The organism is Azospirillum sp. UENF 312511 (assembly GCF_058780635.1).
Window position 1 is genome coordinate 1,981,519 of record NZ_JBSNCG010000003.1, and the last position, 25,252, is coordinate 2,006,770.

General features: G+C 69.1%; 22 protein-coding genes and 1 other RNA gene. 11 read left to right on the top strand and 12 right to left on the bottom strand.

Annotated features, from left to right (window positions below; genetic code table 11):
* Positions 1-37 precede the first annotated feature (37 nt).
* The 5 genes from ACWPN7_RS20770 to ACWPN7_RS20790 all read right to left on the bottom strand — a co-directional run bounded on the left by ACWPN7_RS20770 (position 38) and on the right by ACWPN7_RS20790 (position 7,935).
* Complete coding sequence (locus ACWPN7_RS20770) at positions 38-1,675, bottom strand: ABC transporter ATP-binding protein (protein ID WP_451992915.1); 1,638 nt, start codon at positions 1,673-1,675, stop codon at positions 38-40.
* Positions 1,676-1,724: 49 nt separating this feature from the next.
* The gene (locus ACWPN7_RS20775; protein ID WP_149648333.1) at positions 1,725-2,837 is read right to left on the bottom strand and encodes an ABC transporter permease; all 1,113 of its coding nucleotides are present in this window, start codon (positions 2,835-2,837) and stop codon (positions 1,725-1,727) included.
* Positions 2,838-2,993: 156 nt separating this feature from the next.
* Positions 2,994-4,103: a microcin C ABC transporter permease YejB gene (locus ACWPN7_RS20780; RefSeq protein ID WP_114861849.1), complete on the bottom strand. Its 1,110-nt coding sequence runs from the start codon at positions 4,101-4,103 to the stop codon at positions 2,994-2,996.
* A gap of 29 nt (positions 4,104-4,132) precedes the next feature.
* Positions 4,133-6,019: an extracellular solute-binding protein gene (locus tag ACWPN7_RS20785; RefSeq protein WP_492273431.1), complete on the bottom strand. Its 1,887-nt coding sequence runs from the start codon at positions 6,017-6,019 to the stop codon at positions 4,133-4,135.
* A 92-nt stretch (positions 6,020-6,111) separates the two neighbouring features.
* Positions 6,112-7,935: an extracellular solute-binding protein gene (locus tag ACWPN7_RS20790; RefSeq protein WP_459195990.1), complete on the bottom strand. Its 1,824-nt coding sequence runs from the start codon at positions 7,933-7,935 to the stop codon at positions 6,112-6,114.
* Positions 7,936-8,108: 173 nt separating this feature from the next.
* Between ACWPN7_RS20790 and aqpZ the strand changes: the two genes are divergently transcribed.
* A complete protein-coding gene (aqpZ, locus tag ACWPN7_RS20795) occupies positions 8,109-8,849 on the top strand; it encodes an aquaporin Z (RefSeq protein WP_451992779.1) in 741 nt (246 codons plus the stop codon).
* A gap of 282 nt (positions 8,850-9,131) precedes the next feature.
* Here the strand turns inward: aqpZ and ACWPN7_RS20800 are convergent, their stop codons facing one another.
* Both ACWPN7_RS20800 and hisN read right to left on the bottom strand, forming a co-directional pair.
* Positions 9,132-9,668, bottom strand: a complete 537-nt coding sequence (locus tag ACWPN7_RS20800) for a hypothetical protein (protein WP_451992777.1) — start codon at positions 9,666-9,668, stop codon at positions 9,132-9,134.
* Between the two features lie 18 nt (positions 9,669-9,686).
* Positions 9,687-10,469, bottom strand: a complete 783-nt coding sequence (hisN, locus tag ACWPN7_RS20805; protein WP_451992775.1) for a histidinol-phosphatase — start codon at positions 10,467-10,469, stop codon at positions 9,687-9,689.
* A gap of 142 nt (positions 10,470-10,611) precedes the next feature.
* Here hisN and nudC point away from each other — a divergent pair, with 142 nt between their 5' ends.
* The gene (nudC, locus tag ACWPN7_RS20810) at positions 10,612-11,553 is read left to right on the top strand and encodes an NAD(+) diphosphatase (RefSeq protein ID WP_459195989.1); all 942 of its coding nucleotides are present in this window, start codon (positions 10,612-10,614) and stop codon (positions 11,551-11,553) included.
* A 167-nt stretch (positions 11,554-11,720) separates the two neighbouring features.
* Here nudC and ACWPN7_RS20815 read toward each other — a convergent pair whose 3' ends face one another.
* Together ACWPN7_RS20815 and ACWPN7_RS20820 are read right to left on the bottom strand one after the other, a co-directional pair.
* Positions 11,721-12,605, bottom strand: coding sequence for a prephenate dehydratase (locus tag ACWPN7_RS20815; protein ID WP_459195988.1), 885 nt, complete (start codon positions 12,603-12,605; stop codon positions 11,721-11,723).
* Positions 12,606-12,619: 14 nt separating this feature from the next.
* Positions 12,620-13,408, bottom strand: a complete 789-nt coding sequence (locus ACWPN7_RS20820; protein WP_051658053.1) for a 3-deoxy-manno-octulosonate cytidylyltransferase — start codon at positions 13,406-13,408, stop codon at positions 12,620-12,622.
* A 250-nt stretch (positions 13,409-13,658) separates the two neighbouring features.
* On the opposite strand from ACWPN7_RS20820, the gene ACWPN7_RS20825 reads away from it, so the two are divergent.
* The 5 genes from ACWPN7_RS20825 to recR all read left to right on the top strand — a co-directional run bounded on the left by ACWPN7_RS20825 (position 13,659) and on the right by recR (position 17,399).
* Positions 13,659-14,198, top strand: coding sequence for a c-type cytochrome (locus tag ACWPN7_RS20825; protein ID WP_014239407.1), 540 nt, complete (start codon positions 13,659-13,661; stop codon positions 14,196-14,198).
* A 134-nt stretch (positions 14,199-14,332) separates the two neighbouring features.
* An RNA gene (gene ffs, locus ACWPN7_RS20830) (signal recognition particle sRNA small type) lies at positions 14,333-14,430 on the top strand.
* Between the two features lie 99 nt (positions 14,431-14,529).
* Complete coding sequence (locus ACWPN7_RS20835) at positions 14,530-16,392, top strand: DNA polymerase III subunit gamma/tau (protein ID WP_459195986.1); 1,863 nt, start codon at positions 14,530-14,532, stop codon at positions 16,390-16,392.
* A 3-nt stretch (positions 16,393-16,395) separates the two neighbouring features.
* Positions 16,396-16,719, top strand: a complete 324-nt coding sequence (locus ACWPN7_RS20840) for a YbaB/EbfC family nucleoid-associated protein (protein ID WP_014239409.1) — start codon at positions 16,396-16,398, stop codon at positions 16,717-16,719.
* An 86-nt stretch (positions 16,720-16,805) separates the two neighbouring features.
* Positions 16,806-17,399, top strand: a complete 594-nt coding sequence (gene recR / locus ACWPN7_RS20845) for a recombination mediator RecR (protein WP_014239410.1) — start codon at positions 16,806-16,808, stop codon at positions 17,397-17,399.
* A gap of 160 nt (positions 17,400-17,559) precedes the next feature.
* Here the strand turns inward: recR and ACWPN7_RS20850 are convergent, their stop codons facing one another.
* Positions 17,560-18,756 carry a phosphoglycerate kinase gene (locus tag ACWPN7_RS20850; protein ID WP_459195985.1) on the bottom strand — a complete coding sequence of 399 codons (1,197 nt, stop codon included), beginning with the start codon at positions 18,754-18,756 and terminating at the stop codon, positions 17,560-17,562.
* A gap of 149 nt (positions 18,757-18,905) precedes the next feature.
* Here ACWPN7_RS20850 and ACWPN7_RS20855 point away from each other — a divergent pair, with 149 nt between their 5' ends.
* The 3 genes from ACWPN7_RS20855 to ACWPN7_RS20865 all read left to right on the top strand — a co-directional run bounded on the left by ACWPN7_RS20855 (position 18,906) and on the right by ACWPN7_RS20865 (position 22,338).
* Positions 18,906-20,000 (top strand): class I SAM-dependent methyltransferase, encoded by a 1,095-nt coding sequence (locus ACWPN7_RS20855; RefSeq protein WP_459195984.1) that lies wholly within the window; start codon positions 18,906-18,908, stop codon positions 19,998-20,000.
* 95 nt (positions 20,001-20,095) lie between these two features.
* Positions 20,096-21,703, top strand: a complete 1,608-nt coding sequence (locus ACWPN7_RS20860) for a CYTH and CHAD domain-containing protein (protein ID WP_459195983.1) — start codon at positions 20,096-20,098, stop codon at positions 21,701-21,703.
* 11 nt (positions 21,704-21,714) lie between these two features.
* Positions 21,715-22,338, top strand: a complete 624-nt coding sequence (locus ACWPN7_RS20865; protein WP_014239415.1) for a nucleotide-binding protein — start codon at positions 21,715-21,717, stop codon at positions 22,336-22,338.
* A 1-nt stretch (position 22,339) separates the two neighbouring features.
* On the opposite strand, the gene ACWPN7_RS20870 is transcribed toward ACWPN7_RS20865, so the two are convergent.
* Entirely contained in the window at positions 22,340-23,728 is a 1,389-nt protein-coding gene (locus ACWPN7_RS20870) for a sensor histidine kinase (RefSeq protein ID WP_349618830.1), read from the bottom strand.
* Positions 23,729-23,916: 188 nt separating this feature from the next.
* On the opposite strand from ACWPN7_RS20870, the gene ACWPN7_RS20875 reads away from it, so the two are divergent.
* The gene (locus ACWPN7_RS20875) at positions 23,917-24,438 is read left to right on the top strand and encodes a DUF4405 domain-containing protein (RefSeq protein WP_174452408.1); all 522 of its coding nucleotides are present in this window, start codon (positions 23,917-23,919) and stop codon (positions 24,436-24,438) included.
* Positions 24,439-24,460: 22 nt separating this feature from the next.
* On the opposite strand, the gene ACWPN7_RS20880 is transcribed toward ACWPN7_RS20875, so the two are convergent.
* Complete coding sequence (locus tag ACWPN7_RS20880; RefSeq protein WP_451992758.1) at positions 24,461-25,225, bottom strand: methyltransferase domain-containing protein; 765 nt, start codon at positions 25,223-25,225, stop codon at positions 24,461-24,463.
* Between the last annotated feature and the right edge of the window lie 27 nt (positions 25,226-25,252).

Consider the following 25,252-nt stretch of genomic DNA (forward strand, 5'->3'; position numbering starts at 1 on the left):
TCCCCAGAGGGGAGAGGGGACATTGAATGCGATTGCGCTACATCCGCACGGCGTCGGACTTGACGGCTTCCAGGTTCAGTGCGGCGGCGAGCAGGGCGCGGGTGTATTCCTCCCGCGGCTCCTCGAAGATGCGGCGGGTGGGGCCCTGCTCCACCACCTTGCCGTCCTTCATGACGATGACGTGGCTGCTGAGCGCCCGCACCACCCGCAGGTCGTGGCTGATGAAGAGGTAGGCGAGGTTGTTGCGCGCCTGGATGTCGCGCAGCAGATCGACGATCTGCGCCTGCACCGACATGTCGAGCGCGCTGGTCGGCTCGTCCAGCACCACGAATTTCGGCTTCAGCACCAGGGCGCGGGCAATGGCGATGCGCTGGCGCTGGCCGCCGGAGAACTCGTGCGGGTAGCGGTGGCGGCTGGACGGGTCGAGCCCCACCTCCTCCAGCGCCTTCGCCACCATCGCATCGCGTTCGGCGCCGGAGCCGATGCCGTGGATGGTCAGCCCCTCGCCGATGATCTGGCCGACCGACAGGCGGGGCGACAGGCTGCCGTAGGGGTCCTGGAAGACCACCTGCATCTCCCGCCGCAGCCCACGCAGCTTCTTCGCCTGCCAGCCCTGGATGTCCTTGCCGTCGAAGCGGATCGCCCCCTCGCTGGCGTGCAGGCGCAGCAGGGCGAGGCCCAGCGTCGTCTTGCCGGAACCGGACTCGCCGACTACTCCGACCGTGTGCCCCTGCCGCACGTTGACCGACACGCCGTCCACGGCGCGGACGTGATCGACGGTGCGGCGCAGCAGGCCCTTCTTGATGGGGAACCAGACCTTGAGGTTGTCGGCGGCCATGACTTCCGGCGCGTCGGCGGGCGGGGTCAGCGGGTCGCCCTTCGGCTCCGCGGCCAGGAGCTTGCGCGTGTAGGGATGCTGCGGGCGGGCGAAGATGTCGGCGACTTCGGCCTGCTCGACGATCTCCCCCTGGTTCATCACGCAGACCCGGTCGGCCATCTTGCGCACCACGCCCAGATCGTGGGTGATGAGCAGCAGCGCCATGCCGAAGCGGCGCTGGAGGTCCTTCAGCAGTTCCAGGATCTGCGCCTGGATGGTGACGTCCAGCGCGGTGGTCGGTTCGTCGGCGATCAGCAGATCGGGCTCGTTGGCGAGCGCCATGGCGATCATCACGCGCTGGCGCTGGCCGCCCGACAGCTCGTGCGGGTAGGCATTCAGCCGCTTTTCCGGGCTGGGCAGCCCGACCAGCCGCAGCAGCTCCAGCGTGCGCTTGCGCGCGGCGGCGCGGGACAGGCCCTTGTGCAGGAACAGCGTCTCGTTGATCTGCCGCTCGATGCTGTGCAGCGGGTTCAGCGAGGTCATCGGCTCCTGGAAGATCATCGCGATGCGGTCGCCGCGCACGTCGCGCAGCACTTTCTCCTCCGCCCCCACCAGCTCGGTCCCGCGGAAGCGGATGGAGCCATGCGGGTGGCGGGCCATGGGGTAGGGCAGCAGTTGCAGGATCGACAGGGCGGTGACCGACTTGCCCGACCCGGACTCGCCGACCAGCGCCAGGGTCTCCCCCTTGGCGATGTCGAAGGACACGCCCTTCACCGCGTGCATCGCCCCGCCGCCCGAGCGGAACTCGACATGCAGGTTGCGGACCTGGAGGAGATCGTCGGTCCCATTGGTCGTCATGTCGGTCATGGGCGGTTCCGCCTTCTTGGGCTGGTGGTCGTCGGGGACATCATTCCGCGGCCTTCTGCGCCACCGCGCCCGCCTCGTTGGCGGTCCCGGTGGCGGTGGAGAGCTGGCCGATGGTCTTGCGCGGGTCGAAGGCGTCGCGCACCGCCTCGCCGATGAAGATCAGCAGGCTCAGCATGATCGCCAGCACGAAGAAGGCGGTCAGGCCCAGCCAGGGCGCCTGGAGGTTCGCCTTGCCCTGGGCCAGCAGCTCGCCCAGCGAGGGGGAGCCGGGGGGCAGGCCGAAGCCCAGGAAGTCCAGCGCCGTCAGCGTGGTGATGGAGCCGTTCAGGATGAAGGGCAGGAAGGTCAGCGTCGCCACCATGGCGTTGGGCAGCACGTGGCGCACCATGATCGTCGCGTCGGTGGCGCCCAGCGCGCGGGCGGCGCGCACATAGTCGAAGTTGCGCGCCCGCAGGAACTCCGCCCGCACCACATGGACCAGCGAGGTCCAGGAGAACAGAAGCAGCAGGCCGAGCAGCCACCAGAAGTTCGGCGTCACCACGCTGGACAGGATGATGAGGAGGAACAGGGTGGGCAGCCCCTGCCAGATCTCGATGAAGCGCTGGAACAGCAGGTCGGTGATGCCGCCGAAATAGCCCTGGACCGCCCCGGCCATGATGCCGACGACCGAGGAGAAGGCGGTCAGCACCAGCCCGAACAGAACGGAGATGCGGAAGCCGTAGATCAGCCGCGCCACCACGTCGCGCCCCTGGTCGTCGGTGCCCAGCCAGTTGTCGGCGGACGGCGGGGCCGGGGCGGGGACCGGCAGGTTGTAGTTGATGGTGCGGTAGCCGTAGGGGATCGGCGGCCAGACGATCCAGCCCTTCTCCTCGATCAGCTGGCGCACGTAGGGGTCGCGGTAATCGGTCTCCGTCTCGAACTCGCCGCCGAAGGTGGTCTCCGGGTAGGCGGTGAAGACGGGCCAATAGAGCGCGTTGTCGTATTTGATGAGCAGAGGGCGGTCGTTCGCGATGAACTCCGCGCCCAGCGACAGGGTGAACAGCACCAGGAAGATCCAGAAGGACCAGAAGCCCCGCCGGTTCGCCCGGAAATTCGCCAGCCGCCGCCGGGTGAGCGGCGTGACGCGCAGGCCGAGGAAGCGGTCGCCGCTCATGGGCACCCCCTCCGACGGGCATTTGCCCTCTCCCCTCTGGGGAGAGGGGAGGGTGAGGGGGTTGTGCGTGGCGGTGCGTCCGGCAAAAGCGCAACCCCCTCACCCCAACCCTCTCCCCGGGGGGAGAGGGGGAAAATGCGGATGTTTCGAGGTGCATCACACCCTCCGCGCTTCGAAGTCGATGCGGGGATCGACGGCGACATAGGTCACGTCGCCGACGAGGTTCATGATGAGTCCCAGCAGCGTGAAGAAGTACAGCGTGCCGAACATCACCGGATAGTCGCGGTTGATCGCCGCCTCGAAGCCCAGCAGCCCCAGCCCGTCCAGCGAGAAGATCACCTCAATCAGCAGGGCGCCGGTGAACAGGATGCCGATGAAGGCGCCGGGGAAGCCGGCGATGACGATCAGCATGGCGTTGCGGAAGATGTGGCCGTAGAGCACCCGCCGCTCCGCCAGCCCCTTGGCGCGGGCGGTGACGACATACTGCTTGTTGATCTCCTCCAGGAAGGAGTTCTTGGTCAGCATGGTCAGCCCGGCGAAGCCGCCGATCACCATGGACAGCACCGGCAGCACCATGTGCCACGCATAGTCCAGGATCTGCTGCCACCAGGGCAGGCTCGCCCAGTTGTCCGAGACCAGCCCCCTCAGCGGGAACAGGTCGAAATAGCGTCCGCCGGCGAAGACGACGATCAGCAGCACGGCGAACAGGAAGCTGGGGATGGCGTAGCCGACGATGACCACGCCGGAGGTCCAGACGTCGAAGGGCTGGCCGTCGCGCACCGCCTTGGCGATGCCCAGCGGGATCGACACCAGATAGACGATCAGCGTCGTCCAGATGCCCAGCGAGATCGACACCGGCATCTTCTCGATCACCAGATCGACGACGCTGCGGTCGCGGAAATAGCTCTTGCCGAAATCGAACATCAGATAGTTCGACATCATGTGGATGAAGCGCTCGTGCAGCGGCTTGTCGAAGCCGAATTCCTTCTCGAGCTGCTTGATGAATTCCGGGTCCAGCCCCTGGGCGCCGCGGTAGCGGCTGCCGGTGTCGCCGCCCTGGGCCTGCTGCGCCGCCGGACCGCCGGTCTCGCCGCCGCCGGTGCCGCCGATGCGGGCGGTCGCTTCCACCGCGGTGCCCTGGACGCGGGCGATCATCTGCTCGATGGGACCGCCGGGGGCGATCTGCACGATCAGGAAGTTGATGACCATGATCCCGAACAGCGTCGGGATGATCAGCAGCAGACGGCGGATGATGTAGGCCAGCATCGCGCGGGTTCGCCTTTCTGTTTGCCGTCTCAGGGCGCCGCGCGGCGGGCCGTGTTGGCGAGCTTCGCGTTCTTGTCGGGATCGACCCACCAGGTGTCGGTGAAGGCCAAGCCGTATTTGGGCGCAACCGCCGGATGGGAGAAACGGTTCCAATAGGCAACGCGCCGCACGTCGTCGTGCCATTGCGGGATGACGTACCAGCCCCACAGCAGCACGCGGTCGAGCACGCGGGTCGCCGTGATCAGGCTCTCGCGGTCGGGGGCCTGGATCACCCGGTCGATCAGCGCGTCGACCACCGGGTCCTTGATGCCGGCCAGATTGCGGCTGCCCGGCTGGTCGGCGCGGGCCGCCTGCCAGTAGTCGCGCTGCTCGTTGCCGGGCGAGGTCGATTGCAGGATGCGCTGGATGACCATGTCGAAGTCGTAGCGGTCGATCCGGTTCTGGTACTGGGCGGTGTCCACCACGCGGATGGCCGCCTCAATCCCGGCGCGCTCCAGGTTGCGGACGAAGGGCTGGACGATGCGGTCCATGTCCGGCTGCACCAGCAGGATCTCGAAGCGCATCGGCTCGCCGGTCTTCGCGTTCAGCAGCTTGTTGCCCTTCAGCTCCCACCCGGCCTCCTTGAGCAAGGACAGCGCCGTGCGCAGGTTCGGGCGGATGTTGCCGGACCCATCGGTCTGCGGCGGCTCGAAGGGCTTGGTGAAGACCTCCTCCGGCACCTTGCCGCGGAAGGGCTCCAGCAGTTTCAACTCCTCCGGCGAGGGCAGACCGGTGGAGGCGAGTTCGGAGTTGGAGAAGAAGCTCTTGGTGCGCTGGAACAGACCATAGGACAGGTTCGCCCGCGTCCATTCGTAATCAAACAGATAATTCAACGCCTCGCGCACCTTGCGGTCGGCGAAGACCGGGCGGCGGCTGTTGAAGACGAAGGCCTGCATGCCCTGCGGGTCCTGGTGCTTGATCTCCTCGCGGACGATGTGGCCGTCGCGGACCGCGGGCACGTCGTAGCCGGTCACCCAGTTCTTCGACGAATGCTCCACCCGGAAATCGATGGCCCCGGCCTTGAAGGCTTCGAACACCACGTCGAGGTCGCGGTAATAGTCGAAGCGGATGCGGTCGAAGTTGTAGCGCCCGCGGCTGACCGGCAGGTCCTTGGCCCACCAGTCGGTCACCCGCTCGAAGACGAGGGAGCGGCCGGGCTGCACCTCGACGATCCGGTAGGGGCCGCTGCCGACGATCGGGTCCAGCGTGGTGCTGGCGAAGTCGCGCACCCCGGAGCCGTTTCCTTCGAACACATGCTTCGGCAGCACCGGCAGCTGGCCCATGATGACCGGCAGTTCGGGGTTGCCGCCGTCGCGGAAGGTGAAGGTGACCGCGCGTTCCCCCGTCTTCTCCGCCTTCACCACGTCGGCGTAGTAGGTGCGGTAGAGCGGGTGGCCCTTGTCGCGCAACGTCTCGAAGCTCCACACCACGTCGTCGGCGGTCATCGGCGCACCGTCGTGAAAGCGCGCCTGCGGGCGCAGCGTGAAGCGCACCCAGCTCCGGTCCTCGGCGACGGTGATCGTCTCGGCGAGCAGCCCGTAGCGGGTCAGCACCTCGTCCCCGCTCTCCACCGTCAGCGTGTCGAAGGGCAGGCTGGCCCCCGCGGCGGTCGACCCGCGCAGGATGAAGGGGTTCAGGCTGTCGAAGCTGCCGTAGGTCGCCAGCTTGATCTCGCCGCCCTTGGGGGCGTCGGGATTGACGTAGTCGAAATGCTGGAAGTCCGGCCCGTATTTGGGCGTCCCATGGGCCGTGACGGCGTGCCCCCCGGTTTTCAGGGCGGCTTCCGGCTGGGTGGATTGGGCACGCGCCGTGGCGAAGGGTTCCGCCAGATACAGACACATGACCGCGGCCAGGATCGCTTTACCGGTCTTCCTCATGCCCTCTCGGTCCTTATTGTTTCCGGTAAGGTAGGGTCTCCCTTGTGTCACAATCAAGGCGGAGCCTCGGCTTTAAGGGGCTGAACAGGCGATCAGGGCTTCACCCACCACGCCTCGGGGAAGCCGCTGTTGCGGAAGCCCAGGTCGTATTTCGGCGTCTTCTCCGGGAAGCCAAGCGTCGTCCGGTAGGCGATCCAGTTGTCCGGGTTGTACCAGTGCGGCACCATGTAGAAGCCCCACAGCAGCACGCGGTCGAGCGCGCGGGTCGCCGCCTGGACCGACGCCAGATCCTTCGCCGCCAGCGCCTTTTCAATCATCGCGTCAGCCGCCGGCTCCTTGATGCCGGCGTAGTTGGCCGATCCCCGGACGTCCGCGGCGGCGGAGCCGAAATAGCTGCGCAGCTCGGTTCCCGGCGGGGTGAAGAAATTGAAGTTCGCCACCACCACGTCGAAGTCGAACTCGTCGGTGCGCGCCTGGAACTGGGCGGTGTCGACCACCCGCAGCACCGCGTCGATGCCCGCCTTGCGCAGCGCCTCCACGTAGGGCTGGATCACGCGGGTCAGCGCGCCGGTGCCGTCGAGGAACTCGATGCTCAGCACCTCGCCGGTCTTGGCGCTGGTCATCCGGCCGTTCTTCAGCTCCCACCCGGCCTCGCGGAACAGGCGCATGGCCTCGCGCAGGTTGTTGCGGTTGTTGCCGCTGCCGTCGGTCTTCGGCGGCTCGAAGGGGGTGGTGAAGACGCGCTCCGGCAACTGGGCGCGGAAGGGCTCCAGCAGGGCCAGCTCATCCGGCGTCGGCGGCCCCTTGGCGCCGAAGTCGGAGTTGGGGAAGTTGGAGGTGGTACGGAGATACTGGCCGTACAGGATGTTCTTCTGAATCCATTCGAAGTCGAACAGATAGCCCAGCGCCTCGCGCACCCGCGGGTCGGCGAACTTGGCGCGGCGGGTGTTCAGGCGGAAGCCCTGGGCGCCCAGCGGCAGGTCGCTCTTCACCTCGACGTGGTTCACCCGGCCGTCCTTTGCCGCGGGGAAGTCGTAGCCGATGGTCCAACGCTGCGCCCGGTGCTCGGTGCGGAAGTCATAGGCACCGGCCTTGAAGGCTTCGAACATCACGTCATCGTCGCGGTAGTAATCGACCTTCACGCTGTCGAAGTTGTAGAAGCCGCGCGCCGTCGGCAGGTCGCGGCCCCACCAGTCGGCCACCCGCTCGTAGGTGATGGAGCGGCCGGGATCGACGGTTTTGATGCGGTAGGGGCCGCTGCCCAGCACCGGCTCCAGCGTCGTCTTGGAGATGTCGCGCCCGTTGGCGGTCCACCAATGCTCGGGCTGGGGGGCGATGCTGGTGGCGAAGTCGATGATCGGCTTCATCTCCCCGGTGGTCTTCAGGGTGATCTTCAACTGATGCTCGTCCACCGCCTCCACCGCCGCGACGCGGTCGAGGAAGGATTTCAGGAATGGGTTGCCGTGCGCCTGGATGGAATCCCAGGCGAAGACCACGTCGCCGGCGGTCACCGGCACGCCGTCGTGCCAGCGCGCGTCCTTGCGCAGATGGAAGACGGCCCAGCTCTTGTCGTCGGGCAACTCCACCGATTCCGCCAACGACCCGTACGCCGCGTCCATCTCCCAGCCGGAGCCGACCATCAGCGAGTCGGCGATCAGCCCCAGCGTGCGCGGGGTGACGCCGCGCAGGATGATCGGGTTCAGGCTGTCGAAGCTGCCCTGCGCGGCCAGGGTGATCGAACCGCCCTTTGGCGCTTCGGGGTTGGCGTGCGGGAAATGGGTGAAGCCCGGCTTGAACTCCGGCTCGCCGAACTGCTTCAGGGCGGGGACGGTGACCGTTTCCGCTTGGACCGGCGCCGTCAGCGCGAGGAGGGCCAAAACGGCGGTCGTCCGGGCGGCAGCGAGAACTCGGCGCATCGTCGGTCCTGATGTGGTTGGCCTGAGATGAAGGCGGATCAGCCTTAGCATGTACGCGCCTTGCGGCGCGTCAAGTCCGCGTACGCAACGGTATCTTACGCCCGTCCGCTGGCGCCGGCCCGTCCGGGGGCGCAAAAAAGGCGGAAATGCGGCAAGCCCGACGAGGTGGTGACATGTCGATGGTCCGGCGCACGAGCGCGGAGTTTCTCGGCACCTTCTGGCTGGTCTTCGGCGGCTGCGGCAGCGCCGTGCTGTCCGCCGCCTTCCCGGAGGTCGGGATCGGGCTGACCGGCGTCTCCCTGGCCTTTGGGCTTACCGTGCTGACCATGGCCTACTCGGTCGGCCACATTTCCGGCTGCCACCTGAACCCGGCGGTCACGGTGGGGCTGTGGGCGGGCGGGCGCTTCCCGGCCAAGGACATCCTGCCCTACGTCATCGCGCAGGTCGTCGGCGCCTTCCTGGCGGCGGTGGTGCTGTACGTCATCGCCACCGGCAAGGCCGACTGGTCGCTGGCCGCCAAGGGGCTGGCCGCCAACGGGTACGGGGAGCATTCGCCGGGCGCGTACAACCTCACCTCCGGCCTGCTGATCGAGGTGGTGCTGACCTTCATGTTCCTGATCGTCATCCTGGGCTCCACCGACCGGCGGGCGCCCGCGGGCTTCGCGCCGCTGGCCATCGGTCTGGCGCTGACGCTGATCCACCTCATCAGCATCCCGGTCACCAACACGTCGGTGAACCCGGCGCGCAGCACGGGGCCGGCGCTGGTCGTCGGCGGCTGGGCGCTGCAACAGCTCTGGGCCTTCTGGGTGGCGCCGCTGGTCGGCGGATTGCTCGGCGGGCTGGCCTACCGCGCGCTGGCCGAGGAGATGCCGCCCAAACCGGCCATCACCGGCGAGGCCCGGCCTTCCACCTGAGCCTTTGCCACCTGAGCCCTTCCTGACCCTTTCCCTTCGGGTCCCTCCCGACTCAGCGGACCGTGCCCCTCCGGCGCGGTCCGTTTTTTATGGGGATGTTCACCCCCAACCCAGCCCCACCCGGCGGAAGTCACGGCCTTGTCGCGGGAACTTCGCGGGCGTCAACGGTTATTCTGAACACCCGTTGACGCACAGGGAGTATATCATGCGGCAGTTCGACCCCGATTCCAACCCGATGACCGACGAGGATTACGGCATCGTCCTCGGCCTGTTCATCGGCATCTACCTGGGGCTGCTGGCCGTCTCGCTGCTGCCCTGACCGGCGCGGGTCTTCTTCCAGTGGTCGGCCATACGCTCCATGAGCTGACGGTAGCGGCGGTCGGACCGCATCATCCGGCGCACCGCCTTGCCGTTGCGCGGGTCGGCGAGCATCCATTCCTCCGCGGCCATCTGGTGCTCCGGGTGGATGGACAGCATGTAGATCGCCGCCTGCTCCGGCTGCGTCACGGCCTCCTCCTTCAGCCCCTCCAGGATCGCCCCGACATAGAGCGGCAGGACGTTGCGGAAGTCCTCCGGCCCGGTGCCGTCCTGGCTGCCGTGGGAGGCGGCGTCGTCCCCGGCGCCCATCAGGGTGCGGCGTTCCTCCGCCGGCAGGGCGAAGAAGGCGTCCAGCCCCAGCAGCAGGTCGCAGACCGTCTTCTTGCGGACCATCCAGTTCGCCCCGCCCGACACCCGGCCGGCCAGAGAGTGCAGGAAGGGGCGCAGCTTCTCCGGCGAGGTCTCGAAGACGGAGCGGGCGGGCGTGGCGATGGTGGCCATGGGCGTGGTTCTCCTGTCTCAGCCGGCCAGGGCGGCCAGCGTCTCGCGGTGGGTGCGGGCGTCGCCCGCGGCGACCACGCGCCCGTTGGAGGTGGCGTCGAGCGGCTGGCCGTCCCAATCGGTCATCAGCCCGCCGGCTCCGGTCACCACCGGCACCAGCGCCGCGAAGTCGTAGAGCTTCAGCCCCGATTCGACGACGAGGTCGTAATAGCCCGCCGCCAGCAGGCCGTAGCTGTAGCAGTCGCCGCCATAGACCGACACCTTGGCCGTCCCCGCCACCCGGCGGAAGGCGTCCTGGTCCGCTCCGGGGAACAGGTCGGGGGAGGTGGTGCCCAGCGTCGCCGCGGCCAGCCCCCCGGCGCAGGCGCGCACACTGGCCGGCTGGCCGTTGAACAGGGTCGGGCGGCCCTCGACGCCCAGCCAGCGGTCCTGGACGATGGGCTGGTCGATGACGCCGAGCACCGGGCGCCCGCGTTGCAGCAGGGCGATCAGCGTGCCGAAGATCGGGCGGCCGGTGATGAAGGACTTGGTGCCGTCGATGGGGTCGATCACCCAGACCCATTCGGCGTCCAGGTTCTTCGTCCCGAACTCCTCGCCATAGATGCCGTCGTCGGGGCGCTCGGCCTCGATGATGGCGCGGATGGTCCGCTCCGCCTCGCGGTCGGCGATGGTGACGGGGGAGGCGTCGGCCTTGTCGTCCACCGCCACCGGCGTGCGGAAATACTGGCGGATGACCGGGCCGGAGGCGTCGGCCAGACGCTCCGCCAGGGTCACCAGGGGGGTGGGGCAGGGTTCGGTCATGGTCGCTCCGCCGGATCGCGCGTGGTTGGGACGAGGGCGGCATCCTAGTCGGGCGTTCCGTCGGCGCAAACCATCAATGAAGGAGGAGGGTTGCGCGGGACGCCGCTTCCCCGTTCCGCGGGCTTGTGGCAGCCTCTTCGCCATGCACGACCGCTCCTCCCCATCCGACCGCCCGAACGCCCGCCCGAACGCCTATGCCGGTATCCCGCTCGACCGCGCCGGGGTGCGCCGCAAGGACAAGGACTGGCTGAAAGACGCCTGGGCCTCGCCGACCGCGCGCCTGCTGCCCGTGGCGAAATCGCGCAACTTCGTGACCGGCGACGCCGACTCGGCCCGCGCGGTCGCCGTCGCCTGTGGTGGCGACTGGGGCGTGGAGCCGGTCTTCCTCGGCCTGCTGGACGGCGTTCCGCACTTCACCGTGGACCTGACCGGCCTGGAAGCGCCGGAGGATCATCCGGCCCTGGCCGGGCTCGGCCGCTTCGAGGACCTGCGCGCCGTCGGCCCCGTGATGGAGGCGACGGAGGCCGGGCTGTGCGCCTACGCCCGCGGCATCACCTGGTGGAACGCCCGGCACCGCTTCTGCGGCGTCTGCGGCTCGGTCGCGGCGGGTGCCGAGGGCGGGCATGTGCGCGTCTGCACCAACCCGGACTGCGCCACCCACCATTTCCCGCGCACCGACCCGGCGGTGATCATGCTGATCCATGACGGGGCCGGGCGCATGGTGCTGGGCCGCAACTCCCGCTTCCCGCCGGGCATGCATTCGGTGCTGGCCGGCTTCGTCGAGCCGGGCGAAAGCCTGGAGGACAGCGTGAGGCGCGAGGTGCTGGAGGAGGTAGGGCTGGAGGTCACCGACATCCGCTACCACTCGTCCCAGCCCTGGCCCTTCCCGTCCTCGCTGATGCTGGGCTTCAGCGCGCGGGCGGTGACGCTGGACATCCAGACGGACCTGGAGGAGTTGGAGACGGCCCACTGGTTCGACCGCGAGTTTCTGCGGACCTTCACGCCCAGCGAGGCGTTCCGCCTCGCCCGCCCCGACAGCATCGCCCGCCGCCTGATCGACGAATGGATCGCCGAGGGGGAGTGAGGGAGACGGCGGGTCGCGTGCCCCCTCGGTCATTGCCCCCTCCCTAAAACCTCCCCCGCTATCGCAGGGGAGGGGATCAAGCTCCCTCTCCTGCGATAGCGGGGGAGGGAAGGGGCCCGCGGCGAAGCCGTGGGAAGGGTGGGGGCAAGCGCTGCTCGCCCCTTTCCTCAATCCTCGCCGATGCGCTGGCTTTCCTGATAGCGGAAGGGATTGGCGGGGTAGACGCCCAGGATCTTCACCTCGCCGGCGCGGGCGAAGAAGGCCAACTCCTCCAGCGCCAGACGCAGGGAGCGCTCCTCCGGATGGCCCTCCACGTCGGCGTAGAACTGGGTCTGGGTGAAGTGCCCGCCCACCATGTAGCTTTCCAGCTTCGTCATGTTGATGCCGTTGGTGGCGAAGCCGCCCAGCGCCTTGTAGAGGGCCGCCGGCACGCTGCGCACGCGGAAGACGAAGGTGGTGATGACTTTGGCCCCGGTCCCCTCGGCGGGCAGCGGGGGGGTCTTCGGGTCGCGGGACAGGATCAGGAAGCGGGTGGTGTTGTGCTCCGCGTCCTCGATGCCGCCCTTCAGGATGTCCAGACCGTAGATGTCCGCAGCCAGCGACGAAGCGATGGCGGCGTGCTGCGGGTCGCCCAGCTTGGCGATCTCCGCGGCGGCGCCCGCGGTGTCGGCGTGGGAGATCGCCGTCAGCCCGAGTTCCCGCGTCATGTTGCGGCACTGGGACAGCGCCTGGATGTGGCTGCGCACCGTCTTCAGCCCGGCCAGCGTCGCGCCCTTGGGGGCGAGGAGCTGGTGGTTCACCCGCTGGAAATGCTCGCCGATGATGTGCAGGCCGCCCTCGGGCAGCAGATGGTGGTTGTCGGCCACGCGCCCGGCGATGGAGTTCTCCACCGGGATCATGGCGAGCGCCGCCCGCCCCTCGCGCACGGCGGCGAAGGCGTCCTCGAACGTGGCGCAGGGCAGCGTCGTCATCTCCGGAAAGACCGTCCGGCAGGACAGGTCCGAATAGGCGCCGGGCAGGCCCTGGAAGGCGATCACGTTCGAGGTCGTCATCGGGAGGTCTTCTTTTAAAGGGAGGTGCGCTTGGCGAGGATCGCGCGGGCGCGCTCCAGGTCGGCGGGAGTATCGACGCCGAGCGGAACCGCGTCAACGACGGCGGCGTCGATGCGCATCCCGAAGGCCAGCGCGCGGAGCTGCTCAAGCCGCTCCCGCTGCTCCAGCGCCGAGGGCGGCAGCCGGACGTAGCGTTCCAGCGCGGCGCGGCGGTAGGCGTACAGCCCGATGTGGTGGAACAGCGGCCCGTCGCCCCACGGGGCGGTGGCGCGGCTGAAATAGAGGGCGCGGCCCCGCCGGGCGCCGGGCGGCAGCTCCAGGACGGCCTTCACCACGTTGGGGTCGGTGCGCTCCTCCTCCCGCGTGATCTCGACCACCAGGGTGGCGATGTCCACCTGCGGGTCGGACAGCGGGGCGAAGGCGGCGCGGACCACCGCCGGCTCGATGGTGGGCAGGTCGCCCTGCACGTTCACCACCGCGTCGTACTTTCCCTCCGGGTCGAGCAGGCTGACCGCCTCGAAGATGCGGTCGGAGCCCGAGGGATGGTCGGGCCGGGTCAGCACGGCGGTGCCGCCCGCCGCCTCCACCGCCGCGGCGATCTCAGGCTCGGCGCAGGCGACCACCACCGGGCCGATCTCCGCCTCCATGGCGCGGCGCCACACCTGCACGATCATCGGCGCTCCGCCGATGTCGGCCAGCGGCTTCCCCGGCAGGCGGGTGGAGGCCATGCGGGCGGGAATGACCACGATGGGATTCGAGGGCGGCGGGTTCGCCGTGCCCCGGGTGTCTGCGCTGGCGTTCATGTCGGCGTTCATGATGGAACGGCCCCCTGTCGCGTCGGAAAGGTGGCGCGGGTGAACCATGGATCGCCCTTTGCGTCAAGCGGCGTCACTCCAATATTCAGGTAGCCAACAGTCGGAGAACCGATATTCCTGTGGCAAGGGAGGGGGCCGAAGCGGTGACAAGCCGCCGCGGTCACGCTATCGTGCGGCGGAGAACCAGCCAGCCCTGGCGACGGGCCCGCGGCACGACAAAAAAGGGGAACAAGACGTTATGAGCATGGAGTGGAACAAGATTTTCGGCGCCGTGCTGCTGGCGGGTCTGATCGCCATGCTGGCCGGCTTCGCCGCGGAAGTTCTGGTGCACCCGAAGACGCCTGAGAAACCCGGCTATGTGGTGGCCATGCCGGACGGTGCCGCTCCGGCCCCCAGCGGTGGCGCCGCCCCGTCCGGCCCCGCCGAGATCGCCCCGCTGCTCGCCAAGGCCGACGCCGCCGCCGGCCAGTCCGCGGCCAAGGCCTGCGCCGCCTGCCACAGCTTCGACAAGGGCGGCCCGAACAAGGTCGGCCCGAACCTCTACGGCATCGTCGGCGCCCCGCACGGCCATCTGGACGGCTTCGCCTATTCCGACGCCATCAAGGGCAAGGCCGGCCCCTGGAACTACGACGAGCTGAACCACTTCCTCTACGACCCGAAGGCCTACGCGCCGGGCACCAAGATGACCTTCGCCGGCGTGAAGAAGGACCAGGAACGGGCGAACATCATCGCCTATCTGCGCTCCCTGTCCGACAGCCCCGCGCCGCTGCCGCAGTAACGCGCAGCGGTCTTATCTAGGAATAAGGCAAAAGCCCCGCGTTCCGCCGGACGCGGGGCTTTTCGTTCCGCCTCAAACGGAAAGCCGGCAGATTGGCCTTGCATGGGACGGCGTGATCGCCGATATAAGGCGCGGGAGGCTGGCGGCGGACGAGTCCCTCGCCAACCCGGTCAGGTCCGGAAGGAAGCAGCCGTAACGAGTTTCGGCTCGGGTCGTTCGTCCAGCCTCCCACCCTTCCCCATAAATTCCTGCAGCGAATTGAAACGGCGACAGCCCCGTGCCGTGACGCTATTCTGCGCTCCGTCGTGAAGCCGATTACCGGGCCAGCCGCGTGACCGATACCACCGTTGCCGATATGTCCTCTTCCGTTTCCGGGACGTCCGGGGGCCTCGCCTACCGGGTGCTGGCGCGGAAATACCGTCCGAAGAGCTTTGCCGAGCTGATCGGGCAGGACGCGCTCGTCCGCACCCTGACCAACGCCATCAATTCGGGCCGCATCGCCCAGGCCTTCATGCTGACCGGCGTGCGCGGCGTGGGCAAGACGACCACCGCCCGCATCATCGCCCGCGCGCTGAACTGCACCGGGCCGGACGGCACCGGCGGGCCGACGGTGACGCCCTGCGGCGTCTGCGACAACTGCCGCGCCATCGCCGAGGACCGCCACGTCGACGTGATGGAGATGGACGCCGCCAGCCACACCGGCGTGGACGACATCCGCGAGATCATCGACGGCGTGCGCTACGCCCCCGTCTCGGCGCGCTACAAGCTCTACATCATCGACGAGGTCCACATGCTCTCCAAGAGCGCGTTCAACGCGCTTTTGAAGACGCTGGAGGAACCGCCGGCCCATGTGAAGTTCGTCTTCGCCACCACCGAGATCCGCAAGGTGCCGGTGACGGTGCTCTCGCGCTGCCAGCGCTTCGACCTGCGGCGCGTCGACGCCCAGGTGCTGAAGGAGCACTTCACCCGCGTCACCGGGCTGGAGGGGGCGGGGATCGAGCCGGACGCCGCCGCGCTGATCGCGCGCGCCGCCGACGGGTCGGTGCGCGACGGATTGTCGCTGCTCGACCAGGCCATCGCGCTGGCCGCCGGGACCGTGACCGCGCAGCAGGTGCGCGACATGCTGGGTCTGGCCGACCGCAGCAAGGTGATCGACCTGTTCGAGGCCGCCGTCTCGGCCAAGCCGGCGGAGGCGATGGACCTGCTGTCCGACCTGCACCGCGTCGGCGCCGATCCGGTGGTGATCCTCCAGGACCTTCTCGACCTCGTGCACAATCTGACGCGGCTGAAGGTCGTGCCGGACAGCGCCAACGATCCCGGCCTGCCGGAGGCGGAGCGCACCCGCGGCGCCGCCCTGTCGGCGAAGCTCGGCATGCCGGCGCTGACCCGCGCGTGGCAGCTCCTGCTGAAGGGGCTGGGCGAGGTCCAGGCGGCCCCGGTGCCGCAGCAGGCGCTGGAGATGGTGATCGTGCGGCTGTCCTACGCCGCCGATATGCCGACTCCGGGCGACCTGATCCGCCAGTTCCAGAATTTGCAGAATGGCGGTGGGCAGGGTGGACAAGGTGGTGGACAAGGCGGCGGTGGCGCCCCGCGCGGTCCCGGTGGTGGGCCGGTGGCGATTGGCGGCTCCGCCGTGCGCGCCGTCGCCCAGGCCCAGCCGAGCCCGCAGCCGTCTCCCCAGCCCGTGCCGGCCGTCGCCGTGGCGGACGAGGAGCGCGTGGCGATGCCGCGCGACTTCCGCACGCTGGTCCAGGTCTTTGCCGAGAAGCGCGAGGGCGCGCTCTACGGCCATCTGACCGGCAGCGTCCATCTGGTGCGCCTGGAGCCGGGGCGGCTGGAACTGCGCCTGACGACTCTGGCCCCGTCGACCCTGCCGAATCGCGTCGGCCAACTGTTGACGGAATGGACCGGCCAGCGCTGGGTCGTCATCGTCTCGGACGCGCCGGGCGAGCCGACGCTGATCCAGCAGGAGCAGGCCGCCCAGAGGCGCGCTCTGGAGGAGGCGGAGGCGCATCCGGTGGTGCGCGCCGTTCTGGACGCCTTTCCCGGCGCGAAGATCACCGATGTCCGCGACCTCAAGGCGGCGGTCGAGGCCGAGCCCCAGGTTGCGGATGACGGGGAGAATCCCGACCTTATGGTCATGCAGCAGGACGACGGGGTTTATTACCCGCTCGACGATGAAGGAGATTTCTGACCCATGAAGAACCTCGGCCAGATGATGAAGCAGGCCCAGCAGATGCAGGCCAAGATGCAGGAGATGCAGGCCCGCCTGGGCGAGGTCGAGATGACCGGCCAGTCGGGCGCCGGCATGGTCAACGTCACGGTCAACGGCAAGGGCGAGATGAAGAAGATCAAGCTCGACAAGTCGATCGTCGATCCGGAGGACATCGAGGTCCTGGAGGACCTGATCATCGCCGCCTTCAACGACGCCAAGGCCAAGGTGGAGCAGCACGTCGCCAACGAGACCCAGAACCTGATGGGCGGGATGAAGCTGCCGCCGGGCATGAAGCTGCCGTTCTGAGTTGCTATGGCCGGGTCGAACGCGGCCCGGCCGCCCTTTGAAATCCACGAAGCCGTTTCAACGAAGCCGTGCCAACGAAGCCGTGAATGATCGGACCTGAAATCGAGCGCCTGATCCAGCTCCTGTCCAAGCTGCCGGGGCTGGGGCCGCGGTCGGCGCGGCGGGCGGCGCTGCACCTGATGAAGCGCCGCGACAGCCTGCTGGTGCCGCTGTCCGAATCCATGGCGCTCGCCGCGGAGGCCATCCGCAACTGCTCGGTCTGCGGCAACCTGGACAGCCGCGATCCCTGCTCCGTCTGTTCCGACCACAGCCGCGACCGCTCGACCATCTGCGTGGTGGAGGATGCCGGCGACCTCTGGGCGCTGGAGCGCACGCGCGCCTTCCACGGCACCTACCATGTGCTGGGCGGCACGCTGTCGGCCTTGCAGGGGGTGGGGCCGGACGATTTGAACATCCCGTCCCTGGTGGAGCGCGCGAAGGACCCGGCGGTGACCGAGGTGATCCTGGCGCTGAACGCCACGGTGGACGGGCAGACCACCGCCCATGTGGTGACCGACCGCCTGTCCGGCAGCGGGGTTTCCGTGTCCCGTCTGGCCCACGGCGTGCCGGTGGGCGGGGAGCTGGACTATCTGGACGATGGGACGCTGACCGCGGCGCTGAAGGCGCGGCGGCCGCTGTAACGTGTTAGGGAGGGGAGGTTCTTGCCCCCTCCCTAGCCCTCCCCCGCTTCGCAGGGGAGGGGACTAAATCTCCCTCTCCCGCGCAGCGGGGGAGGGAAGGGGCCCGCGCAGCGGGAAGGGTGGGGGCCCGTCCCGACCACCCACCCATTCCCCCAAACCCTTACTTCTTCTTCAGCGCGGCGACGCCCGGCAGGTCCTTGCCTTCCAGCCACTCCAGGAAGGCGCCGCCGGCGGCGGAGATGTAGGTGAACTTCTCCTCCACGCCGGCGTGGGCCAGCGCCGACACGGTGTCGCCGCCGCCGGCCACCGACAGCAGGCCGCCTTCCGACGTGCGCTCGGCGACGAGGCCGGCGACGGCGTTGGTGCCGGCGTCGAAGGGCTGGATCTCGAAGGCGCCCAGCGGGCCGTTCCACACCACCGTCTTCGCCCCCTGGAGCTTCAGGCCGAGGAACTCGACCGTCTTGGGGCCGACGTCGAGCGCCATCTCGTCGGCGCCGATGCCGTCCGCCGGGACGGCGCGGTTGGCCGCACCGGCCTTGAATTCCTTGGCGACGATGAAGTCCTTGGGCAGCAGAAGCTCGCAGTTGGCGGCCTTGGCGGTCTCCATGATGGCGCGGGCCTGATCGGCCATGTCCTTCTCGCAGAGCGAGGCCCCGACATCCACGCCCTGGGCGAAGAGGAAGGTGTTGGCCATGCCGCCGCCCAGCGCCAGCATGTCGACCTTCTTCACGAGGTTGCCGAGCAGGTCCAGCTTGGTGGAGATCTTGGCGCCGCCGACGACGGCGGCCACCGGGCGCTCCGGCTTCTCCAGCGCCTTGGTCAGCGCCTCAAGCTCGGCCTGCATCAGGCGGCCCGCGGCGGCCGGCAGATACTGGGCGACGCCCTCGGTCGAGGCGTGGGCGCGGTGCGCGGCGGAGAAGGCGTCGTTGACGTAGAGGTCGCCGAGAGCGGCGATCTGCTTGGCGAAGGCCGGGTCGTTCTTTTCCTCTTCCGCGTGGAAGCGGGTGTTCTCCAGCAGCACGATGGCGCCCGGCTGCACGCCGTCGATGGCGGCCTTGGCCTTGTCGCCGACGCAATCCTCGCCGAAGGCGACGGTCTGGCCGACGGCGGTGCTCAGCGCCTCCAGCACGTTGCGCAGCGAGTTCTTGGTGTCCGGACCGTTCTTCGGGCGGCCGAAGTGCGACAGAACCACGACCTTCGCACCCTTCTTCGCCAGCTCGGTCAGAGTCGGCGCCAGACGGTCGATGCGGGTCGTGTCGGAGACCTTGCCGTCCTGCATCGGGACGTTGAGGTCGGCACGCACCAGCACCGTCTTGCCGTTCACGTCGAGGTCGTCGATGGTGTTGAACTCGGTCATGGCTGCTGTCCCTACGGGTTGAACTTTTGTCGGGCAATCCAGCACAGGGGCGCCCGCTTTGCAACGGCCCGCGTGGGCGACCGGTTGCCCCATGCGGCGAAAAGACGGGGCTCTGGGCGGGCGGGATCGCCGATCCCATCTCTATCCCCATGAACAGGATCACCCCGCCGTCCTCCGCCCAACTGGCTTCCCGGCTGGCCCCCCGGCTGGCTTACGCGGCCAGCCAGTCCGCCCGCGTCGCCTGGTTCCTCGGCCAGTACATGATGGCCGCGCGGATCGGCCGGCGGATCACCGGACCGCCGCGGACCACGCCGCCCGGCGGGCGTCCGGTGCCCGGCACCCGCGCGATTCTGGAGGAACTGCGCGCCCTGCTGGCCCGCGACCTCGCCAACATCGAGGCGGGCTACTACCGCCTGCCGCACGATCTGCTGCCCGACCCGCGCCGGCTGCTGACCGAGGCCGCAGCCTTCTTTCGCGACGTGCCGGAGGTGTCGCGCCGCCGCCGCGACCACGCGGCGGTGGAGGTGCGCGCCAACCCACCGCCCGGCAGCGGGGGGCTGCCCGCCTACTACCGTCAGAACTTCCATTACCAGACCGGCGGCTACCTGACCGAGGAGAGCGCCCGCCTCTACGACCATCAGGTGGAGGTGCTGTTCGGCGGCGGCGCCGACGCCATGCGCCGCCAGGTCCTGGTGCCCATCTTTGAGCATCTGAAAACGCGTCGGAGCGCCGACTGCCGCCTGCTCGACGTGGCCGCCGGGACGGGGCGCTTCCTGACCTTCGTGAAGGACAACCACCCGCGCCTGCCGGTCACCGCGCTCGACCTCTCCCCAGCCTATCTGCGCGAGGCGCGGCGCAACCTTGCCCCCTGGGCGCGCAGCAGCGCGCTGGTCCAGGCGGCGGCGGAGGCGATCCCGCTGGCCACCGGGTCGCAGGACATCGTGACCTGCATCTACCTGTTCCACGAGTTGCCGCCAAAGATCCGCGCCCAGGCCGCCGCCGAGATGGCCCGCGTGCTGAAGCCCGGCGGCATCCTGGTCTTCATGGACAGCGTGCAGTACGGCGACAACCCGATGATGGACGGGCTGATCGACCGCTTCCCGCAGTCCTTTCACGAGCCCTTCTACGCCCATTACGCCCGCGACGACCTGCCCGCCCTGTTCGCCGCCGCCGGGTTGCGCCTGCGCGAGACGTCGCTGGCCTACATGTCCAAGCTCCTGGTGTTGGAAAAGACGGACCCCTGATTGCGGGGACTGCAACAAAAGCGTCATGGTTCTGTAACTTGACCGTGGCTGGGGCCTGTGCAAAACGGGGACCCACCGGAAACGACGGGGCACGAATGGTGGTCGAAGCGGAGTCCAACCAGGAAACCGAGCTGAAGCTGGCCGTCAGGGCCGAAGACATGGCGAAGCTCCGGTCCTGCCCGGCGGTCGCATCCCGTGCCAAGGGAAAAGCCGGCACCAAGACCCTGGAAAGCACCTATTACGACACCGCCGACCGGCGTCTGGCCGGGCGGCTGGTGACGTTGCGCGTGCGCAAGGTCGGCAACCAGTATCTCCAGACCGTGAAGGGCGCGGCGGAGCACGGCGAGCTTGGCCGGGCGGAGTGGGAGCATCCGGTCGCCGGACCGGCCCCCGACCTGTCGGCCATTGAATCGCAGGAGGCGCTGGACCTGCTGGGCTCGATCAGCGCGGCGGAGCTGCAACCGCTGTTCACCACGCTCATCCAGCGCACCGTGCGCGTGGTGACGATGGGCGAGGGCGACGCCGCCAGCCGCATCGAGGTCGCCTTCGACAGCGGCGAGATCCGCAGCCCCGACGGCGCCTCCATCCCGGTGTCGGAGGTGGAGTTGGAGCTTCTCGAAGGCTCCGCCGCCGCCCTCTACGATCTGGCGCTGGAGCTGGCCCAGGCCGCCCCGCTGAGGCTCGACCCGCGCACCAAGGCGGAGCGCGGTTATGCGCTCGCCGATGGCACGGTGGACAAGGTGGTCAAGGCGGGCAAGCTGGAGCTTGACCCCGACACCACGGTGGAAGGCGCGCTGGCCCGCATCCTGCGCTCCTGCATCGGCCACATGCTGGCCAACGAGGCCGTCACCCTGGTCGGCGAGGATGCGGAAGGCGTCCACCAGATGCGCGTGGCGCTGCGCCGCCTGCGCTCGGCGCTCGCTTTGTTCAAGCACTTCATCCCCGCCGACTCCTACGCCTGGCTGGTCGGCGAGGTGAAGTGGCTGGGTGGCAGCCTCGGACCGGCGCGCGACTGGGACGTCTTCCTGGCCGAGTTGCTGGAGCCGGTGAAGGACTCCTTCCACCGCGCCGACGGCCACGGCAAGCCGCTCCAGGAGGACATCGACGCGCTCGCCGCCGCGGCGCGCGCGCGCCGCGACCGCGCCTACGAAGGGGTGCGCGCGGCCATCCGGTCCGAGCGCTACACCACCTTCCTGCTGAAGTTCGGGGCCTGGGTCGAGTCGCGGGGCTGGCGCGACCAGCCGGTCAGCGAGCATTCCGCCCGGCTGTTCGACCCGGTGGAGGATCTGGCCGACCATCTGCTGTCGCGCCGTGCCAAGAAGGCCCGCCGTGCTGGCCACGGCTTCGCGAGCTTGTCGGTGACCGAGCGGCACGAGCTGCGCATCGCCCTGAAGAAGCTGCGCTACGCGGCGGAGTTCTTCCGCAGCCTCTACGACGACAAGCCGGCCCGCCGCTACATCCAGGACCTGTCGGCCTTCCAGGACGCGCTGGGCCACCTGAACGACGTGGCGACGGCGACGCGCCTGCTGCACGAGCTGCACGACGACGGCAGCCGCCCCGAGCCGGGCGAGCCGCGCGCCGCCGGCATCGTCATCGGCTGGCACGCCCGCGGCGTCGCGGAGTCCGAACCGGCACTGCGCGACCTGTGGAAGGAGTTCGCCGACGCGAAAGCCTTCTGGTCAAAGCCCGACCGGGAGGGGTAATCTTCCCGCCCATGCGGACCATCCTCGTCGCCAACATCAAGGGCGGTTGCGGCAAGACCACGATCGCCACCCATCTCGCCGCGGCCTGCGCCGCCGCGGGTCACAGCACGGCGCTGGCCGATGTGGACCGCCAGCGCTCCTCGCTCGGCTGGCTGGCCCGCCGCCCGGCCACGGCCTCCGCCCTGGTCGGTCTGGACTGGGCGAAGGACCTGTCCGACGCGCCGAAGGGCATCCAGCGCCTCGTCATCGACGCGCCGGCCGCGCTGAAGACCAAGCAGATCGAGGATCTGGTGCGGATGGCCGACGTCGTCGTGCTGCCGGTGCTGCCCAGCGCCTTCGACGAGCAGGCCACGCAGCGCTTCCTCGGCAAGCTGGAGGAGCTGAAGTCGATCGCCAAGAACCGCAAGTCGGTGGCGGTGGTCGGCAACCGCCTGCGCGCCCGCACCAAGGCGGCGGACCGGCTGGACCAGTTCCTCGGCGGGGTCGGGCACAGCGTGGTGACCCGCCTGCGCGACAGCCAGATCTACGCCGACGCCGCGGCCTCCGGCCTCAGCCTGTTCGACCTGACCGGCAAGCGCGCCGCCGAGCACCGCGCCGACTGGGAACCGCTGCTGGCCTACATCGAGAAGGCGTAAGTCACCCCCGCCCGACCGGAATGGCGACGGCGAAGCGGGTTCCCGGATCGAGGCGTTCGGCGTCCACCGTGGCGTTGATCTGCCGGACGGTGTTGACCAGCAACCGCATGCCGAGGCTCTTCGTCGGCGCCGACAGGTCGAAGCCGGCGGGAAGCCCGACGCCCTGGTCCATCACCTCCAGGATCATCGCGTCCTCGCCGTCCCGGCGCAGGGTCACGCGGATCGGCCCCCCGCGGTCGCCGGGATAGGCGTATTTCAAAGCGTTGGTCACCAGTTCGTTGACCACCAGACCGATGGGGACGGCCTGATCGGTCGGCACGATCACCCGGTCGCCGGTGAAGCTCAGGTCATGGCCCGGCGCGGTTTCCTGGAGCTTCCGGCAGAGGCCGTGCAGGAAGCCGGACATGTCGATGAAGCTCGCGTCGTACTGCCGCCACAGATGGTCGTGCACCCCAGCGATGGTCAGAACGCGGCTGTAGGCGTCCATCAGGACGCTGCGGGCGTCGTCGTTGTCCGACGCGCGGGCCTGGAGTGAGAGCTGCGCCGCCACCAGCGCCAGACTGTTCTTCACCCGGTGGCTGACCTCCTGGGTCAGCAATCGCTGGCGCTCCTGCGCCTCGCGCTGCTCGTTGATGTCGGTGCTGGTGCCGAACCAGCGGGTGATGGTGCCGGCGGCTTCGTCGCGGATGGGCACGGCGCGGAACAGGTGCCAGCGGTACACGCCGTCGCGGCGGCGCAACGGTGCCGTGTATTCCCAAGGCTGGCCCTCCGCCCGCGCGGCGGTGACGGCCTCCAGCATCAGGTCGGCGTGGTCGGGATGGATCACCGTCCACCAGCCGTCGTTCTGCATCTGCTCCATCGAGGTGCCGGTGAAGTCGAACCAGCGTTGGTTGTACCAGATGCTGTAGTCGGCGGGATCGCGCATCCAGGCGAGCTGCGGGATGGCGTTGGCCATGGTGCGGAAGTTGGCCTCGCTCTCGCGCAGGGCGGCCTCGGCGCGGACGCGGTTGTCGATGTCCGTTGCGGCCCCGATCCAGGCGATCAAGCGACCATGCAGATGGACGGGGGACACCCGCCCGATGTGCCAGCGGTGCTTCCCGTCGCTCCGCCGCCGCAGCCGGACCTGGACGTCGTAGGGCTGGCCCAGGGGAACCGCCCGGCCGCGCACCTCGTCCAGGCGCGGGCGGTCGGCGGGGTGGACGACCTCCCGCCAGTTCAGCATGCCCTCGGTGCCGCTTTGTCCGGTGTAGTCGCGCCATTCACGGTTGAAGAACTCGACCGTCCCGTCAGGCCGGGCGATCCACATCTTGCGGGGCGCGCTTTCGATGAAGGCGCGCAGGCGCTCCTCGTTCTCGTCGCGCCATGCTTCCGGCTGCTCCTGCGTGCCCATGAACCGGAAGCCCCGATGGTTGCACCACGATCACGCAGTCATCTGGACCGTGGGGCGGGGCGGTCAAGCGTGCGGGCGACGATGGGCGCCGTTACACTCTGTAACGTTCGGCGGCGGCGCGGGACATCAAGTGGTTACAATCGGGCCCCATTTTGGCCGCATTCCGTTCAACCCGCGAGCCGTCCTCCATGCCCTCTCTCACCTCCACCATCACCCGGCAGATCGTCACGCCGGTGACCATCGTCCTGTTCGTCGTCTCCACGGTGACGGGAATCATGCTGCTGCTGCACTGGAACGGCAATCTGGTGCGCTTCTCCCACGAATGGCTCAGCGTCGGCTTCTCCGCCATCGGCCTGTGGCATCTGGCGCGCAACTGGACGGCCTTCCTTCAGTACTTCAAGCGCAACGTGGCGCTGTCGGCCTTCGTGGTCAGCGTTGCCGGCTCGCTGGTCTTTACGGCGATGACTGGGACGCCGGCCTCCACCGGCGGCCCCGGCGCGATGATGCGGGCGGTGGCGAACGCCCCGCTGGCGACGGTGGCGCCGGTCTTCGGGCTGGACGCCGACAAGGCCATCCAGGCGCTCAAGGCCGCCAACATCGAGGCGCAGCACGGCGAATCGCTGTCGGCCATCGGCGCCCGCGCCGGGATGAACGCGGTGGGCGTGGCGAACATCCTCACCGCCGCGAAGCAACCCCGACCGGCCTCGTGACGCCTTGCAAAAGGCTGCCCGCCTAGATCCGCGCCACCAGAAACAGTCGCTTGAAGGGAAACAGCGTGCGGCCGTCGGGGCGCCGGGGATAGGCGGCGTTCAGCCGGGCGCGGTAGGCCGCCAGGAAGGCGTCCAGCTCCGCGCCCGCCAGCGTGTCCAGGACGGGCAGCAGCGTCGTGCCGCGCGTCCATTCCAGAACCGGGTCGTCGCCTTCCAAGACCTGGAGATACTCCGTCTCCCAGAGGTCCAGGCGACGGGTGAGCGCGGCGAGCCAGCCGTAATAGACGTCGGGCGCGTGCACCGGGGCGGTGCGCAGGACCGGGGCCAGCCGCTCGGCCCAGGGGCCGTCCGCCGCCGTCTCGTACAACAGGCGGTGCGAGGGCGCGTCGAAGTTGCGGGGCATCTGCACGGCCAGCACCCCGCCGGGGGCCAGCGCCCGCAGCAGGTCCGGAAACAGCCGTTCGTGCCCGTCCAGCCATTGCAGGGCGGCGTTGGAGATCAGCAGATCGACCGGCCGATCGGGGCGCCAGTCGCGCAGGTCGGCCTGGAGCCAGCGCACGCGGGACGGCGTGGTCCGCGCGCGTTCCAGCATGGCCGGGGAATTGTCCACCCCCAGCACCTCGGCCTCCGGCCAGCGTTCGGCCAGCCGGCGGGCGAGCTGCCCGGCCCCGCAGCCGAGATCGACCACCGTCCGCGGGGTCAGCGAGGGCAGGGCCGCCACAAGGTCGTGGGCCGGGCGGCGGCGCCAGGACTCGAACCGTGCGTATTGTTCGGGGTCCCACGGCATGCCCGGTCTCCACCGGTTGAAGGGGTT